This is a genomic window from Escherichia sp. TC-EC600-tetX4 (assembly GCF_019356055.1).
GTDB lineage: Bacteria > Pseudomonadota > Gammaproteobacteria > Enterobacterales > Enterobacteriaceae.
The window spans coordinates 4280889-4297253 of the sequence record NZ_CP079924.1; the positions used below are offsets into that span (position 1 = coordinate 4280889).

16 protein-coding genes and 1 riboswitch are annotated in these 16365 nt (G+C 53.6%); of the genes, 8 read left to right on the forward strand and 8 right to left on the reverse strand.

The window, feature by feature from the left end; genetic code table 11:
* Positions 1-5: 5 nt before the first annotated feature.
* Positions 6-431, forward strand: coding sequence for a zinc resistance sensor/chaperone ZraP (gene zraP / locus KXD89_RS20760; RefSeq protein WP_000828222.1), 426 nt, complete (start codon positions 6-8; stop codon positions 429-431).
* A gap of 1 nt (position 432) precedes the next feature.
* Here zraP and KXD89_RS20765 read toward each other — a convergent pair whose 3' ends face one another.
* The 6 genes from KXD89_RS20765 to nudC form a co-directional block, all read right to left on the reverse strand.
* On the reverse strand, positions 433-1128 hold the full coding sequence (locus tag KXD89_RS20765; RefSeq protein WP_001084037.1) for a DUF1481 domain-containing protein: 696 nt from the start codon (positions 1126-1128) through the stop codon (positions 433-435).
* Positions 1129-1140: 12 nt separating this feature from the next.
* Positions 1141-1413 carry a nucleoid-associated protein HU-alpha gene (gene hupA, locus KXD89_RS20770; protein WP_001044513.1) on the reverse strand — a complete coding sequence of 91 codons (273 nt, stop codon included), beginning with the start codon at positions 1411-1413 and terminating at the stop codon, positions 1141-1143.
* A gap of 186 nt (positions 1414-1599) precedes the next feature.
* Positions 1600-2190: a YjaG family protein gene (locus KXD89_RS20775; RefSeq protein WP_000940106.1), complete on the reverse strand. Its 591-nt coding sequence runs from the start codon at positions 2188-2190 to the stop codon at positions 1600-1602.
* 42 nt (positions 2191-2232) lie between these two features.
* Positions 2233-2904 carry a deoxyribonuclease V gene (gene nfi / locus KXD89_RS20780; protein WP_000362388.1) on the reverse strand — a complete coding sequence of 224 codons (672 nt, stop codon included), beginning with the start codon at positions 2902-2904 and terminating at the stop codon, positions 2233-2235.
* A 9-nt stretch (positions 2905-2913) separates the two neighbouring features.
* Positions 2914-3978 carry a uroporphyrinogen decarboxylase gene (gene hemE / locus KXD89_RS20785; RefSeq protein ID WP_000137657.1) on the reverse strand — a complete coding sequence of 355 codons (1065 nt, stop codon included), beginning with the start codon at positions 3976-3978 and terminating at the stop codon, positions 2914-2916.
* A 39-nt stretch (positions 3979-4017) separates the two neighbouring features.
* Entirely contained in the window at positions 4018-4791 is a 774-nt protein-coding gene (nudC, locus tag KXD89_RS20790) for an NAD(+) diphosphatase (protein WP_000373940.1), read from the reverse strand.
* Between the two features lie 94 nt (positions 4792-4885).
* Between nudC and rsd the strand changes: the two genes are divergently transcribed.
* The 7 genes from rsd to thiH all read left to right on the forward strand — a co-directional run bounded on the left by rsd (position 4886) and on the right by thiH (position 10959).
* On the forward strand, positions 4886-5362 hold the full coding sequence (gene rsd, locus KXD89_RS20795; protein ID WP_000934302.1) for a sigma D regulator: 477 nt from the start codon (positions 4886-4888) through the stop codon (positions 5360-5362).
* Positions 5363-5413: 51 nt separating this feature from the next.
* A riboswitch (TPP riboswitch) is annotated at positions 5414-5514 on the forward strand.
* A gap of 80 nt (positions 5515-5594) precedes the next feature.
* Positions 5595-7490, forward strand: coding sequence for a phosphomethylpyrimidine synthase ThiC (gene thiC, locus KXD89_RS20800; RefSeq protein WP_001276926.1), 1896 nt, complete (start codon positions 5595-5597; stop codon positions 7488-7490).
* Complete coding sequence (gene thiE / locus KXD89_RS20805; protein WP_001698736.1) at positions 7490-8125, forward strand: thiamine phosphate synthase; 636 nt, start codon at positions 7490-7492, stop codon at positions 8123-8125. The genes thiC and thiE overlap by 1 nt, the downstream gene beginning before the upstream one ends.
* Positions 8118-8873: a thiazole biosynthesis adenylyltransferase ThiF gene (gene thiF, locus KXD89_RS20810; RefSeq protein WP_000999737.1), complete on the forward strand. Its 756-nt coding sequence runs from the start codon at positions 8118-8120 to the stop codon at positions 8871-8873. Before thiE ends, thiF begins: the two co-directional genes overlap by 8 nt.
* Positions 8857-9057, forward strand: coding sequence for a sulfur carrier protein ThiS (thiS, locus tag KXD89_RS20815; RefSeq protein ID WP_001166226.1), 201 nt, complete (start codon positions 8857-8859; stop codon positions 9055-9057). Before thiF ends, thiS begins: the two co-directional genes overlap by 17 nt.
* Before the next feature lies 1 nt (position 9058).
* The gene (thiG, locus tag KXD89_RS20820) at positions 9059-9829 is read left to right on the forward strand and encodes a thiazole synthase (protein WP_000944104.1); all 771 of its coding nucleotides are present in this window, start codon (positions 9059-9061) and stop codon (positions 9827-9829) included.
* Positions 9826-10959, forward strand: coding sequence for a 2-iminoacetate synthase ThiH (gene thiH / locus KXD89_RS20825; protein ID WP_000847447.1), 1134 nt, complete (start codon positions 9826-9828; stop codon positions 10957-10959). The genes thiG and thiH overlap by 4 nt, the downstream gene beginning before the upstream one ends.
* Positions 10960-11368: 409 nt before the next feature.
* Here thiH and KXD89_RS20830 read toward each other — a convergent pair whose 3' ends face one another.
* Together KXD89_RS20830 and rpoC are read right to left on the reverse strand one after the other, a co-directional pair.
* Positions 11369-11908, reverse strand: a complete 540-nt coding sequence (locus KXD89_RS20830) for a stationary phase growth adaptation protein (RefSeq protein ID WP_072647364.1) — start codon at positions 11906-11908, stop codon at positions 11369-11371.
* Positions 11909-12120: 212 nt separating this feature from the next.
* Positions 12121-16344, reverse strand: coding sequence for a DNA-directed RNA polymerase subunit beta' (gene rpoC, locus KXD89_RS20835; protein ID WP_000653944.1), 4224 nt, complete (start codon positions 16342-16344; stop codon positions 12121-12123).
* Positions 16345-16365: the final 21 nt, after the last annotated feature.

The window sequence follows — 16365 nt, forward strand, 5'->3', positions numbered from 1 at the left end:
TAACCATGAAACGGAACACGAAAATTGCCCTGGTAATGATGGCGCTTTCAGCAATGGCGATGGGATCGACATCTGCATTTGCTCACGGCGGACACGGTATGTGGCAGCAAAATGCCGCGCCTTTGACCAGCGAACAACAGACAGCGTGGCAGAAAATCCATAATGACTTTTACGCTCAAAGCAGCGCACTGCAACAGCAACTGGTGACGAAGCGTTATGAATACAATGCCCTGTTAGCCGCGAACCCACCGGATAGCAGCAAAATTAACGCGGTCGCCAAAGAGATGGAGAATTTGCGTCAGTCGTTAGATGAGTTACGGGTGAAACGAGATATCGCGATGGCTGAAGCGGGTATTCCGCGCGGAGCCGGAATGGGCATGGGCTACGGCGGCTGCGGTGGTGGCGGTCATATGGGTATGGGCCACTGGTAAATCAGAACGTTTTCTCGTTGGGTTGCCAGCGACAGAAATCAGAGTTTGCCACTAACAGTAATTGCGAACCTTCGGGCGCTTCCAGCCATGCCACGCTGACATCAACAGAAGAGCGGCTCTGGCGGCGCTCGATATGCGCTATCGCCTGCGAATCTAAATCAGGTTTAATGGTTTGCCCTTCGCAGGTGGTCACGGTCTGTTCCATCGCATGCCAGCGCCCCTGGCGCAGCACGACTCTCCCCTGACGTAAGGCATCGCTAATCTGGCGGATCTGATCAGCACGATAACGGTATAAATCGATTTGGTCGTTAGAAAGCTGCTGCTTTTCCCCATCGGATTCACGTTGCATAAAGCTCAGATCACCGCGATCGTCAAAACGCGCGCGAATATTCACCGGCGGTTTGCTGTAAACATTGATATTGATGAGCGTGAGGTTATCGCCCTGCCAGCGATACTCTCGCGTCGTGGTATCGCCACTGCGCCACGGGCTAAACACGGCAAGCAGATGCACATTATCGCCGCTGTCTTTTCGCCAGATGCGTACCGCGCCCTGGTCTTCAGCAAATCCACTGGCGGTAAAGGGAGGAAGTGAAGAGTTATGACTACAGGCAGTGAGAAGCAGAGCGCCAGCCAGCATCAATGATCGACGCCAGAAAGACAAAAGGGGTGAAACCACCCCTTCGTTAAAACTGTTCACTGCCACGCAATCTTACTTAACTGCGTCTTTCAGTGCCTTGCCAGAAACAAATGCCGGTACGTTAGCTGCGGCAATTTTGATTTCTTTACCGGTCTGCGGGTTGCGGCCAGTACGCTCAGCGCGGTGGTTCACTTTGAAGGTACCGAAACCAACCAGTTGTACAGCATCGCCTTCTTTCAGAGACTCAGTAATTGCAGCCAGAGTGGACTCCAGAGCAGCTTTAGCCTGGGTTTTGGACAGTTCTGCTTTCTCTGCAATTACATCAATCAGTTGAGTCTTGTTCATAAGTTATCCTTACAATGTGTTTATCGCTTGCTAAGCATCGAGTGCGACGGAAATGCCAGAATAGCACTCTCCTGCATACACGCACCGATAGCCACTTTTTTTCGCCCCCCAAATGTAGACCAGACGGGGGGCGAAAGGGAAGACTCCAGGTACGACAAATCAGGCGTTAAATCACGTTTTCTGGTCTTATTGCTGAAAAATTATACCAATATTGCTCTCACCCGCCTCACGCAGGTCTGCCCTAAGGCCTTTTATCAGCTCGATATCGCGTTCTTCGCACTCAGCTAAAAGTCGGAATATTTCCCACTGAATGTCCCATTCTTGCTCTACAGCTGGGTTTTCTTTAAGCTCTTCATCGCTCATTTCGCGACCAGCCTGAGTCATTTCCAGCATCGCAACGGTCGTGATGGAGGTCTTACTCACTTCCACCGCGTGTTCGAGCGTTTCACCACTCAAACGCGAATGGACCAGTTCACTTAACGCCACGCAGGCATCGATTGCCGGATAAACGCCGTACAGATCGAAATCGTCGGCTGAAGGAATCGCTTCTTCAAATTTCTCCAGTTGGCTGTCGAAATTTACTTTTGCGTCTTTAACGGTCAGCGTTTCCCAGATGAGATCGAGAATGCGACGGTAAATTTGCCCATCACCAAAACCGGTTTGCTGGCAGAACATGGCGTAATTGGGGTACATGCGTTCGCATAAGCAAGCCATGAAAGTGACATGCTGCCAGCTTTCCAGGCGCTCCAGACGCAGATGAATTGGGTTTTGTAACATGTTGAGTTCTCAAATACGGAAATTATCCGCAGTTTACCTGAATTAGGGCTGATTTGCTGTATAGCGCACGAACGCCGGACGTTCCGAGGCCACCGCGTCCGCCCAGCGCGTTGGCTCCGGCAGACGATAGCCTTTCATGCAGCGTTGTACCCACGCCAGCGCGCTGTCCACGCTGACCCGATGGCCGGTAGCGATAAACAACGGGTTACAGCGCGCTTTGCTGCGCCAGACCCAGGCCAGCTGCTCGCCTTTATCCATCAGTGGGGCCAGCGCGCCCGGTTCGCTGGAGAGCGGTTCGAATTTACCGCAGAGCCGTTTTTTCGCCACGCCAATGGTCGGCACATCCACCAATAAGCCAAAATGGCTGGCGACGCCAAGACGGCGAGGATGCGAGATCCCATGACCATCGACAAACACTAAATCCGGCTTTTGCGACAGCATCTCCCACGCTGCCAGCAGCGCAGGATATTCGCGGAAGGAAAGAAAACCTGGAATGTAAGGCATGGTGGTGGCGATGCGGGCAACTTTATACTCGACCAGCTCAAGCGAGGGATATTTCAGCAGCACCATCGCCGCTCGCGTCACTTCTCCGCCCTGCTCAAACCCGACATCGGCTCCGGCGATCAGATCCGGTGGATCTTTATCGAGTCGATCCTCGCGGATCACAGAAGAAGCCAGTTCGATTTGTTGAGCGCGTAATGACGCGAGATCCATAATCACTCCTTAGCGGTGATACTGTTCAGACAGTCGATGCACTGCCTCCACGAACACGCCAGCATGTTCTGGCGGCACATCCTGATGAATGCCGTGACCAAGGTTAAAGACATGACCTTCGCCGTGACCGAAACCTGCAAGTATAGTCGCTACTTCTTCTTCAATGCGGGCAGGCGGCGCGTACAGCATCGACGGATCCATATTACCCTGCAACGCGACTTTATTGCCCACACGGCGGCGCGCATCGGCGATGTCCGTTGTCCAGTCGAGGCCCAGCGCATCGCAACCGGTTTCTGCCATGGCTTCCAGCCACTGTCCGCCGCCTTTGGTAAACAGCGTGACCGGTACGCGGCGACCGTCGTTTTCACGCAGTAAACCATCAACAATTTTATGCATGTAATAGAGCGAGAACTGTTGATAATCGCGCCCGGTAAGCACGCCGCCCCAGGTGTCGAAAATCATCACTGCCTGAGCACCGGCTTTAATCTGCGCATTCAGATACAAAGTGACGCTTTTCGCCAGTTTATCGAGCAGAGCGTGCAGCGCCTGCGGATCGGCATACATCATTTTTTTGATCACGGTGAAGGCTTTGCTGCTGCCGCCTTCCACCATGTAGGTCGCCAGCGTCCACGGGCTGCCGGAAAAACCAATCAGCGGCACTTCGCCTTTCAGTTCGCGACGAATGGTACGCACCGCGTTCATCACGTAACCCAGTTCATCTTCCGGGTCCGGAATTGGCAGTTTATCGACGTCAGCTTTGCAGGTGACTGGCGAGGTAAAACGCGGACCTTCTCCGGCTTCAAAATAGAGCCCTAACCCCATCGCGTCCGGCACGGTGAGGATATCGGAAAAGAGGATCGCCGCATCCAGCGGGTAGCGACGCAGCGGTTGCAAAGTCACTTCGCACGCCAGCTCGGCGTTTTTGCACAGCGACATAAAATCGCCTGCCTGGGCGCGCGTGGCTTTATATTCCGGTAGATAGCGACCCGCCTGGCGCATCATCCATACTGGAGTGACATCAACGGGCTGGCGCAGCAGCGCCCGCAGATAACGATCGTTTTTAAGTTCGGTCATTTTGGCTGTTCCTTAGTGCGTCAGGCGGTCAGTGTATCATCACTCATACTCTGCCCGACACATCGCCACCGTATCTTCTATCAGACGGCGCGCTACGGTGCCGGGCGGCGGGAGTAACGGCAAATCGTCATAGCGATACCAGTTCGCCTCGAGCAATTCTTTCGGGTCGATCACGATGTCGCCGCTGTCATATTCCGCCATAAACGCGGTCATTAAAGACTGAGGAAACGGCCACGGCTGAGAAGTCACGTAACGCAAGTTTTTAACTTTAATTCCGCTCTCTTCCATCACTTCCCGCGCGACTGCCTGCTCGAGGGTTTCGCCCACTTCGACGAATCCGGCAAGTACTGTATGGACACCGTTACGATGGCGGGTATGCTGGGCGAGGAGGATCGAATCATCGCGACGGATGGCAACAATAATGCAGGGGGCGATTTGCGGGTAGTAACGCTCACGGCAATGGCTGCACAGCATCGCCCATTCGGTTTTGCTCGGATACATTTCATGCCCGCAGTAACCACAGTATTTATGCGATCGGTAAAACTCCGCCAGTTGTACGCCTCGTCCGGCCAGTTGAAACAGCCCAACATCGAGATCAATGACCTGACGTACCGACCCCATATCGTGACGCCGCTGCTGTTGTACTAACCAAACAGGTTCCCCCTGCCATTCGCCGATTTGTAGTGCGCGCTGACCCACAAGATCGAAATTTGCCGCTTCGCCATATGGCAATTCTCCCTTCGGCAACCATAATTTTTGTTCATGGCTGACGACCCACCAGCCGTGATCTAATTTTTCAATTATACGATCCATAGCTCTTGCACTACCTTTGCATCACTGGCATGTTTAACATGGTTTTTACATTTCTCACTGAGCAGTTTTTGAATACAAACTTGCGGAGTCAATCATGCTTAACCAGCTCGATAACCTGACGGAGCGCGTCAGAGGAAGTAACAAACTGGTTGATCGCTGGCTACATGTACGTAAGCATCTGCTCGTGGCTTACTACAATCTGGTTGGCATTAAGCCTGGCAAAGAATCGTACATGAGGCTAAACGAAAAAGCCCTTGATGATTTTTGTCAGAGCCTGGTCGATTACTTGTCTGCCGGACATTTCAGTATTTATGAGCGCATTCTTCATAAGCTGGAAGGCAACGGGCAACTCGCGCGCGCCGCGAAGATTTGGCCGCAACTCGAAGCCAATACTCAACAGATTATGGATTACTACGATTCCAGTCTGGAAACCGCCATCGATCATGATAATTACCTTGAGTTTCAACAGGTTTTATCTGACATCGGCGAGGCGCTGGAAGCGCGCTTTGTGCTGGAAGATAAGCTGATTCTGCTGGTGCTTGACGCCGCCCGCGTCAAACATCCTGCTTGAGTTCTGCGCTGTTAACGCGTAATTTACATTCAATGCCCCATTTGCGGGGCTAATTTCTTGTCGGAGTGCCTTAACTGGCTGAGACCGTTTATTCGGGATCCGCGGAACCTGATCAGGCTAATACCTGCGAAGGGAACAAGAGTTAATCTGCTATCGCATCGCCCCTGCGGCGATCGTCTCTTGCTTCATCCGTCGTCTGACAAGCCACGTCCTTAACTTTTTGGAATGAGCTATGTCTGCAACAAAACTGACCCGCCGCGAACAACGCGCCCGGGCCCAACATTTTATCGACACCCTGGAAGGCACCGCCTTTCCCAACTCAAAACGCATTTATATCACTGGCACACACCCCGGCGTGCGCGTGCCGATGCGTGAGATCCAGCTTAGCCCGACGCTAATTGGCGGTAGCAAAGAACAGCCGCAGTACGAAGAAAACGAAGCGATTCCGGTCTACGACACCTCCGGCCCGTATGGTGATCCGCAGATTGCCATTAACGTGCAGCAAGGGCTGGCAAAACTACGCCAGCCGTGGATCGATGCGCGCGGCGATACCGAAGAACTTACCGTGCGCAGTTCCGATTACACTAAAGCGCGGCTGGCAGATGATGGCCTCGACGAACTGCGTTTTAGCGGCGTACTAACACCAAAACGCGCCAAAGCAGGACGCCGTGTCACCCAACTGCACTACGCCCGCCAGGGCATCATCACGCCGGAAATGGAATTCATCGCCATCCGCGAGAATATGGGCCGCGAGCGCATCCGTAGCGAGGTTTTACGCCACCAGCATCCGGGAATGAGCTTTGGCGCACATCTGCCGGAAAATATCACTGCGGAATTTGTCCGTGATGAAGTTGCTGCCGGACGTGCGATTATCCCGGCCAACATTAATCATCCGGAATCGGAGCCGATGATTATTGGTCGCAATTTCCTGGTAAAAGTTAACGCCAATATCGGCAACTCGGCGGTCACCTCTTCCATCGAAGAAGAAGTGGAAAAGCTGGTATGGTCCACGCGCTGGGGAGCGGATACGGTGATGGATCTCTCCACCGGTCGCTATATTCACGAAACCCGCGAGTGGATTTTGCGTAACAGCCCGGTGCCGATCGGTACAGTGCCGATCTACCAGGCGCTGGAGAAGGTTAACGGGATCGCCGAAGATCTTACCTGGGAAGCGTTCCGCGACACGCTGCTGGAACAGGCCGAGCAAGGTGTGGATTACTTCACTATCCATGCGGGCGTACTGCTGCGCTATGTGCCGATGACCGCGAAACGCCTGACCGGTATCGTCTCTCGCGGCGGTTCGATTATGGCGAAATGGTGCCTCTCCCATCATCAGGAAAATTTCCTCTATCAACACTTCCGCGAAATTTGTGAAATCTGTGCCGCTTATGACGTTTCGCTGTCGCTGGGCGACGGTCTGCGCCCCGGTTCTATTCAGGACGCCAACGATGAAGCGCAGTTTGCCGAGCTGCATACGCTGGGCGAACTGACCAAAATTGCCTGGGAATATGACGTGCAGGTGATGATTGAAGGCCCAGGCCACGTGCCGATGCAGATGATCCGCCGCAATATGACCGAGGAGTTAGAGCACTGCCACGAAGCGCCGTTTTACACTCTGGGGCCGCTAACTACCGATATTGCGCCGGGCTATGACCACTTCACGTCGGGGATTGGTGCGGCGATGATTGGCTGGTTTGGCTGCGCGATGCTCTGTTACGTAACGCCAAAAGAGCATCTGGGTCTGCCCAATAAAGAAGATGTTAAGCAGGGGCTTATCACCTATAAGATTGCTGCCCACGCCGCTGACCTGGCGAAAGGGCATCCGGGCGCGCAAATTCGCGATAACGCCATGTCGAAAGCCCGCTTCGAATTTCGCTGGGAAGACCAGTTTAATCTGGCCCTCGACCCGTTTACCGCCCGCGCTTATCACGATGAAACCCTGCCGCAAGAGTCAGGTAAAGTCGCCCATTTTTGCTCCATGTGTGGGCCGAAATTCTGCTCGATGAAAATCAGCCAGGAAGTGCGTGATTACGCCGCCACGCAAACTATTGAAATGGGAATGGCGGATATGTCGGAGAACTTCCGTGCCAGAGGCGGAGAAATCTACCTGCGTAAGGAGGAAGCGTGATGTATCAGCCTGATTTTCCTCCTGTACCTTTTCGTTCAGGACTGTACCCGGTGGTGGACAGCGTACAGTGGATCGAACGTCTGTTGGATGCAGGCGTACGTACTCTCCAGCTACGCATCAAAGATCGGCGCGATGAAGAGGTGGAAGCCGATGTCGTGGCGGCAATTGCGCTGGGCCGCCGCTATAACGCGCGATTGTTTATCAACGCTTACTGGCGGCTGGCGATCAAGCATCAGGCGTATGGCGTCCATTTGGGGCAGGAAGATTTGCAAGCCACCGATCTCAATGCCATCCGCGCGGCAGGCCTGCGGCTGGGCGTTTCGACACATGACGATATGGAAATCGACGTCGCGCTGGCAGCACGCCCCTCTTATATCGCGCTGGGACATGTGTTCCCGACGCAAACCAAACAGATGCCTTCTGCACCGCAGGGGCTGGAACAGCTGGCACGGCATGTTGAGCGACTGGCGGATTATCCCACCGTGGCGATTGGCGGTATCAGTCTGGCACGCGCGCCTGCGGTGATAGCAACGGGTGTCGGCAGTATCGCCGTCGTCAGCGCCATTACTCAAGCCGCAGACTGGCGTTTGGCAACGGCACAGTTGCTGGAAATTGCAGGAGTTGGCGATGAATGACCGTGACTTTATGCGTTATAGCCGCCAAATCCTGCTCGACGATATCGCTCTGGACGGGCAGCAAAAACTGCTCGACAGCCAGGTGCTGATTATCGGTCTGGGCGGGCTGGGTACACCTGCTGCGCTGTACCTGGCGGGCGCTGGCGTCGGGACGCTGGTACTGGCAGATGACGACGATGTGCATTTAAGCAATCTGCAACGACAAATCCTCTTTACCACTGAAGATATCGATCGCCCGAAATCGCAGGTCAGCCAACAGCGACTGACACAGTTGAATCCCGACATTCAACTGACAGCATTACAACAACGGTTAACGGGTGAGGCGTTAAAAGATGCGGTTGCACGGGCCGATGTGGTGCTCGACTGTACCGACAATATGGCGACTCGCCAGGAGATTAATGCCGCCTGCGTGGCACTCAACACGCCGCTTATCACCGCCAGCGCGGTCGGATTTGGCGGTCAGTTGATGGTACTGACGCCGCCCTGGGAGCAGGGGTGTTACCGCTGCCTGTGGCCAGATAACCAGGAGCCAGAACGCAACTGCCGCACGGCGGGCGTGGTTGGCCCGGTGGTCGGGGTTATGGGCACTTTGCAGGCACTGGAAGCCATTAAGTTATTAAGCGGTATAGAGACACCTGCGGGAGAACTCCGACTGTTCGACGGTAAATCGAGCCAGTGGCGCAGCCTGGCGTTGCGCCGCGCCAGTGGTTGCCCGGTATGCGGAGGAAGCAATGCAGATCCTGTTTAACGATCAAGCGATGCAGTGCGCCGCCGGGCAAACTGTTCACGAACTACTGGAGCAACTCGACCAACGACAAGCGGGCGCGGCTCTGGCGATTAATCAGCAAATCGTCCCGCGTGAGCAGTGGGCGCAACATATCGTGCAGGATGGCGACCAGATCCTGCTTTTTCAGGTTATTGCAGGGGGTTGAAATGTTACGTATTGCGGACAAAACGTTTGATTCACATCTGTTTACCGGCACAGGGAAATTCGCTTCTTCACAACTGATGGTGGAGGCGATCCGCGCTTCCGGCAGCCAGCTGGTGACACTGGCGATGAAACGTGTCGACTTGCGCCAGCACAACGACGCTATCCTCGAACCGCTTATCGCGGCGGGTGTGACCCTGCTGCCAAATACATCCGGGGCGAAAACAGCGGAAGAAGCCATTTTCGCCGCCCATCTGGCTCGTGAAGCGTTAGGCACAAACTGGTTAAAATTAGAGATTCACCCTGACGCCCGCTGGCTGTTGCCCGATCCCATCGAAACCCTGAAAGCCGCCGAAACGCTGGTACAACAGGGATTTGTCGTGCTGCCTTACTGCGGGGCCGATCCGGTATTGTGTAAACGTCTGGAAGAAGTCGGCTGTGCAGCGGTGATGCCGCTCGGCGCGCCGATTGGCTCGAATCAGGGACTGGAAACCCGCGCCATGCTGGAGATTATTATCCAGCAGGCCACAGTGCCGGTGGTTGTCGATGCTGGCATCGGCGTTCCCAGCCATGCCGCGCAGGCGCTGGAAATGGGGGCCGACGCGGTGTTAGTGAATACGGCGATTGCCGTCGCGGACGATCCCGTCAACATGGCGAAGGCATTTCGTCTGGCGGTAGAAGCAGGCCTACTGGCACGTCAGTCCGGACCGGGCAGCCGCAGTTATTTTGCTCATGCCACCAGCCCGCTGACCGGATTTCTGGAGGCATCGGCATGAAAACCTTCAGCGATCGCTGGCGACAACTGGACTGGGACGACATCCGCCTGCGTATCAACGGCAAAACGGCTGCTGACGTAGAGCGGGCGCTAAATGCCTCGCAACTCACCCGCGACGACATGATGGCGCTGTTATCGCCTGCCGCCAGTGGCTATCTGGAACAACTGGCCCAACGGGCGCAGCGTCTGACCCGTCAGCGATTTGGCAACACAGTTAGTTTCTACGTCCCGCTTTATCTTTCCAATCTTTGCGCTAACGACTGCACGTACTGTGGATTTTCCATGAGTAATCGCATCAAGCGCAAAACGCTGGATGAAGCGGATATTGCCAGGGAAAGTGCCGCTATACGGGAGATGGGCTTTGAACATCTGCTGTTAGTCACTGGTGAACATCAGGCGAAAGTGGGGATGGATTACTTTCGTCGTCATCTCCCTGCCCTTCGTGAACAGTTCTCTTCACTACAGATGGAAGTGCAACCGCTGGCGGAGACGGAATACGCCGAGTTAAAGCAACTTGGTCTGGATGGCGTGATGGTTTATCAGGAGACATATCACGAGGCGACTTATGCCCGCCATCATCTGAAAGGCAAAAAACAGGACTTCTTCTGGCGGCTGGAAACGCCGGATCGGCTGGGGCGTGCGGGGATTGATAAGATAGGCCTCGGCGCGCTAATTGGCCTTTCCGACAACTGGCGCGTTGACAGCTATATGGTTGCCGAACATTTGCTATGGCTGCAACAGCATTACTGGCAAAGCCGTTACTCTGTCTCCTTTCCGCGCCTGCGCCCGTGTACTGGCGGCATTGAGCCTGCGTCGATTATGGATGAACGCCAGTTAGTGCAAACCATCTGCGCCTTCCGACTGCTTGCACCGGAGATTGAACTGTCACTCTCCACGCGGGAATCACCGTGGTTTCGCGATCGCGTTATTCCGCTGGCGATCAATAACGTCAGCGCCTTCTCGAAAACGCAGCCAGGTGGCTATGCCGATAATCACCCCGAGTTGGAACAGTTCTCACCGCACGACGATCGCAGACCGGAAGCGGTTGCTGCCGCGTTAACCGCTCAGGGTTTGCAGCCGGTATGGAAAGACTGGGACAGCTATCTGGGACGCGCCTCGCAAAGACTATGAGACGGAATGTAAGAACGTAAATTTATTCCGAGCCGCTACGGAAGATGAAAAACGCAAGGTTGTTGAAAGCGTTGTGTTTTTTTATGGTAGTGCCGTCAGCAGGAATGTTGTCCAGGGCGAAAAGCTTCTTCCTCGTTTCGCCCTGCCTTTCTTAAAAATTCCGTAATGCAAAGTCTGAAGCCATCGCCTGTTGAGCAATGAAAGAGATCTGATTGTAAGAGAGTAAATACTCAACTATGATAGAGACGAAAATAAGAACACATGTTCTCATCTTCCAGGATGCAGCAGACTGAAGAAATTCAGACATCCCGCAACCTGCGATTATCGCAAGGTCAAGGCAAAGTCCGGTAATGGCGTTCTGAATACCAGAGATAATTCTCTGGCGAAACCCACCTTAAGGTGGGTTTTGTTATTTTGAGGGCTGAGGAAGCTGCTTATTTCTCAATAAGTTGTAGGCAATGGTGAAAAATTTCACTGATTTACCTTTCTGTTTTTCAGAAATGGAATAAGCGCTAGTTACATGCAAACGGAGTTTTTTCTTTTCCCTGAAAGCCCTGAACGCAACAAAGTAAAATGCCTTATCTCCTCCGTCTAAGTCCACCTCAATCACGGCATAGCTACCATACCCGGCATGAATAACGTTGCTTTCTGGCAGCGCCAAAATAGTTCTTTTTAAGTGTGTGCGCGCTAAGTTATAACGGTGCTGGCAGAAGGGACGAGATTCTTTAGGCGCGTGGTACATTAACGATTGTTTTTCTTCGTTCGTCTGATGTTCATAATCTTTTGTGAAGCAGTGAAGAGAGTAGGTAACCCAAAAGCGATACTCTAAAGGCTCTTTGCCCTCATGATGCTGAACGTAGACAGCCTGATGAGCATCAAGAAATGATAAATCACGAATATCACCATCCGGATGTCCAAAAGGTCGCCACTTTTCCACTTCCTGTTTCATTCTCGTTCCTTAAGAAAGTTACACAGGAATAGTATCGAATCCTTGCCGAGTTTGACTCAATTAGTTCAGTCAGTTTCAGGATATTAGTCATCTCTACATTGATTATGAGTATTCAGAAATTCCTTAAATATTCTGACAAATGCTCTTTCCCTAAACTCCCCCCATAAAAAAACCCGCCGAAGCGGGTTTTTACGTTATTTGCGGATTAACGATTACTCGTTATCAGAACCGCCCAGACCTGCGTTCAGCAGTTCTGCCAGGCTGGCAGATGCGTCTTCTGCAGTCACCTGCGGTGCAGCCGGAGCTTCACCCGCAGCACGGCGACGCATACGATCCTGGTGGTACGCGTAACCGGTACCTGCCGGGATCAGACGACCCACGATAACGTTCTCTTTCAGGCCGCGCAGTTCGTCGCGTTTGCCCGCAACGGCTGCTTCGGTCAGCACGCGAGTGGTCTCCTGGAACGATGCCGCGGAGATGAAGGACTCGGTTGCCAGAGACGCTTTGGTGATACCCAGCAGATCGCGGGAGTAAGTTGCACCCACTTTGCCGTTCGCTTCCAGTTCGCGGTTTGCGATCTTGACGCGAGAGTATTCAACCTGTTCGCCTTCCAGGAAGTCGGAGCTACCCGCGTTAACGATGGTAGCTTTACGCAGCATCTGACGAACGATAACTTCGATGTGTTTATCGTTAATCTTAACGCCCTGCAGACGGTATACGTCCTGTACTTCGTTAACGATGTAACGAGTAACAGCATGAACACCACGCAGACGCAGAATGTCGTGCGGCGCTTCCGGACCGTCGGAAATTACGTCACCACGTTCTACACGTTCACCTTCGAACACGTTGAGCTGACGCCATTTCGGAATCATCTCTTCGTACGGATCGCTACCGTCTACCGGGGTGATAACCAGACGACGTTTACCTTTGGTTTCTTTACCGAAGGAAACGATACCGCTGATTTCAGCCAGGATTGCCGGCTCTTTCGGACGACGTGCTTCGAACAGGTCCGCAACGCGCGGCAGACCACCGGTGATGTCCTTGGTACCGCCGGATTCCTGCGGAATACGCGCCAGGGTGTCACCAGAGCTGATCTGTACGCCATCTTCCAGCTGAACAATCGCTTTACCCGGCAGGAAGTACTGCGCTGGCATATCGGTACCTGGGATCAGAACGTCGTTACCCTGAGCATCAACGATTTTCAGTGCCGGACGCAGATCTTTACCACCTGCGGTACGTTCTGCGGAATCCAGAACCACCAGCGAAGACAGACCGGTCAGTTCGTCGGTCTGACGCGTAATGGTCTGGCCGTCGATCATGTCAGTAAAGCGTACAAAACCGCTTACTTCGGTGATAACCGGCATGGTGTGCGGGTCCCAGTTTGCAACGGTTTCGCCGCCAGCAACCTGTTCGCCATCGCCTTTCGCCAGTACCGCACCGTAAGGTACTTTGTAGCTTTCTTTAGTACGACCGAATTCGTCGATCAGTTTCAGTTCAGTATTACGGGAAGTGATAACCAGTTTACCGCTGGAGTTCACAACCGACTTCACGTTGCTGAGCTTGATGCTACCTTTGTTTTTCACTTGGATGCTGGATTCAGCAGCCGCACGAGATGCCGCACCACCGATGTGGAACGTACGCATGGTCAGCTGTGTACCCGGTTCACCGATGGACTGTGCCGCGATAACACCGATTGCTTCACCCTTGTTGATGATGTGGCCACGCGCCAGGTCACGACCGTAGCAGTGCGCACATACACCAAAGTCGGTGTCACAAGATACAACAGAACGTACTTTAACCGCGTCGACAGAGTTCTCTTCCAGCAGGTCACACCACTGTTCGTGCAGCAGCGTGTTGCGCGGAACGAGGATATCAGCAGTACCCGGCTTCAGAACGTCTTCAGCAGTTACACGACCCAGTACGCGATCGCGCAGCGGCTCTTTAACGTCACCACCCTCGATAACCGGAGTCATCATGATACCTTCATGGGTACCACAATCGTCTTCGGTAACCACCAGGTCCTGCGCCACGTCAACCAGACGACGAGTCAGGTAACCGGAGTTCGCAGTTTTCAGTGCGGTATCCGCCAGACCTTTACGAGCACCGTGGGTGGAGATGAAGTACTGGAGTACGTTCAGACCTTCACGGAAGTTCGCGGTGATTGGCGTTTCGATGATGGAGCCATCCGGCTTCGCCATCAGACCACGCATACCAGCAAGCTGACGAATCTGTGCCGCAGAACCACGCGCACCGGAGTCGGCCATCATGTAGATGCTGTTGAAGGAAACCTGCTTCTCTTCCTGACCGTCACGGTTAATCACGGTTTCAGTTTGCAGGTTATCCATCATCGCTTTGGATACACGATCGTTCGCCGCAGCCCAGATATCGATAACTTTGTTGTAGCGTTCGCCCGCAGTTACCAGACCAGACTGGAACTGCTCCTGAATTTCAGCAACTTCTGCTTCTGCCTCGGAGATGATTTCGTGTTTCTTCTCCGGGATGACCATGTCATCGATACCAACAGATGCACCAGAACGCGCTGCATAGGCGAAGCCGGTGTACATGATCTGGTCCGCAAAAATAACGGTCGGTTTCAGACCGAGAATGCGGTAGCAGGTGTTCAGCATTTTGGAGATTGCTTTTTTACCCAGCGCCTGGTTGACGATGGAGTAAGGCAGACCTTTCGGTACAATCATCCACAGAATGGCACGGCCAACAGTCGTGTCTTTCAGGCTGGTTTTCGCTACTAATTCACCGTTAGCATCTTTTTCATACTCGGTGATACGCACTTTAACGCGCGCATGCAGAGAAGCCAGACCAGAGCGATACAGACGTTCTGCTTCTTTCGGGCCAGTCAGCACCATGCCTTCGCCTTTGGCGTTAACACAGTCACGGGTCATGTAGTACAGACCCAGTACAACGTCCTGAGACGGAACGATGATTGGTTCGCCGTTCGCCGGGGACAGGATGTTGTTGGTAGACATCATCAGCGCACGCGCTTCCAGCTGGGCTTCCAGCGTCAGCGGTACGTGAACAGCCATCTGGTCACCATCGAAGTCGGCGTTATATGCCGCACAAACCAGCGGGTGCAGCTGGATAGCTTTACCTTCGATCAGTACCGGTTCAAATGCCTGGATACCCAGACGGTGCAGAGTCGGTGCACGGTTCAGCAGTACCGGGTGTTCGCGGATAACTTCGTCCAGGATATCCCAAACGACAGCTTCTTCGCGCTCAACCATTTTCTTCGCAGCTTTAATGGTGGTAGCAAGACCACGCAGTTCCAGCTTGCCGTAGATGAACGGTTTGAACAGCTCCAGTGCCATTTTCTTCGGCAGACCGCACTGATGCAGACGCAGGTATGGACCTACGGTGATTACAGAACGACCGGAGTAGTCAACACGCTTACCGAGCAGGTTCTGACGGAAACGACCCTGTTTACCTTTGATCATGTCGGCCAAAGATTTCAGAGGACGCTTGTTAGAACCGGTGATCGCACGACCGCGACGACCGTTATCCAGCAGGGCGTCTACCGCTTCCTGCAGCATACGTTTTTCGTTACGTACGATGATGTCCGGCGCAGCCAGATCCAGCAGACGTTTCAGACGGTTGTTACGGTTAATGACGCGACGATACAGATCGTTCAGGTCAGAAGTCGCGAAACGACCACCATCCAGCGGAACCAGCGGACGCAGATCTGGCGGCAGTACCGGCAGAACGGTCAGGATCATCCACTCTGGTTTGTTACCAGACTGAACGAACGCTTCCAGCAGTTTGATACGCTTGGTCAGCTTTTTACGCTTGGTTTCGGAGTTGGTTTCGTTCAGCTCTTCACGCAGCTGTTCGCACTCTTGCTCCAGATCCATGCTCTTCAGCAGAGCCTGGATTGCTTCCGCCCCCATCTTCGCGTCGAATTCGTCACCGAACTCTTCCAGCGCGTCCAGATACTGCTCTTCAGTCAGGATCTGCTGACGTTCCAGGTTGGTCATACCGCCTTCGATAACCACATAGGATTCAAAGTACAGTACGCGTTCGATATCGCGCAGCGGCATATCGAGCAGCAGACCGATACGGGACGGCAGCGATTTCAGGAACCAGATGTGCGCAGTCGGGGAAGCCAGTTCGATGTGGCCCATACGCTCACGGCGTACTTTAGTCTGGGTCACTTCAACGCCGCACTTCTCACAGATGACGCCACGGTGTTTCAGGCGCTTGTACTTACCGCACAGGCACTCGTAATCTTTTACCGGCCCAAAGATACGGGCGCAGAAAAGGCCGTCACGTTCTGGTTTGAACGTACGGTAGTTGATGGTTTCCGGCTTTTTAACTTCACCGAAAGACCATGAACGGATCATGTCTGGCGAAGCCAGAGCAATTTTGATCGCATCAAACTCTTCGGTTTTAGTCTGCGCTTTCAGAAACTTTAATAAATCTTTCACGGATTTGCTCCCGTCGGAGTT

Bases quoted from the DNA above. Each gene is read 5' to 3' on its own strand.
- zraP (WP_000828222.1), top strand. From the start codon at position 6: ATGAAACGGAACACGAAAATTGCCCTGGTAATGATGGCGCTTTCAGCA.
- hupA (WP_001044513.1), bottom strand. From the start codon at position 1,413: ATGAACAAGACTCAACTGATTGATGTAATTGCAGAGAAAGCAGAACTG.
- KXD89_RS20775 (WP_000940106.1), bottom strand. From the start codon at position 2,190: ATGTTACAAAACCCAATTCATCTGCGTCTGGAGCGCCTGGAAAGCTGG.
- nfi (WP_000362388.1), bottom strand. From the start codon at position 2,904: ATGGATCTCGCGTCATTACGCGCTCAACAAATCGAACTGGCTTCTTCT.
- hemE (WP_000137657.1), bottom strand. From the start codon at position 3,978: ATGACCGAACTTAAAAACGATCGTTATCTGCGGGCGCTGCTGCGCCAG.
- nudC (WP_000373940.1), bottom strand. From the start codon at position 4,791: ATGGATCGTATAATTGAAAAATTAGATCACGGCTGGTGGGTCGTCAGC.
- rsd (WP_000934302.1), top strand. From the start codon at position 4,886: ATGCTTAACCAGCTCGATAACCTGACGGAGCGCGTCAGAGGAAGTAAC.
- thiC (WP_001276926.1), top strand. From the start codon at position 5,595: ATGTCTGCAACAAAACTGACCCGCCGCGAACAACGCGCCCGGGCCCAA.
- thiE (WP_001698736.1), top strand. From the start codon at position 7,490: ATGTATCAGCCTGATTTTCCTCCTGTACCTTTTCGTTCAGGACTGTAC.
- thiF (WP_000999737.1), top strand. From the start codon at position 8,118: ATGAATGACCGTGACTTTATGCGTTATAGCCGCCAAATCCTGCTCGAC.
- thiS (WP_001166226.1), top strand. From the start codon at position 8,857: ATGCAGATCCTGTTTAACGATCAAGCGATGCAGTGCGCCGCCGGGCAA.
- thiG (WP_000944104.1), top strand. From the start codon at position 9,059: ATGTTACGTATTGCGGACAAAACGTTTGATTCACATCTGTTTACCGGC.
- thiH (WP_000847447.1), top strand. From the start codon at position 9,826: ATGAAAACCTTCAGCGATCGCTGGCGACAACTGGACTGGGACGACATC.
- KXD89_RS20830 (WP_072647364.1), bottom strand. From the start codon at position 11,908: ATGAAACAGGAAGTGGAAAAGTGGCGACCTTTTGGACATCCGGATGGT.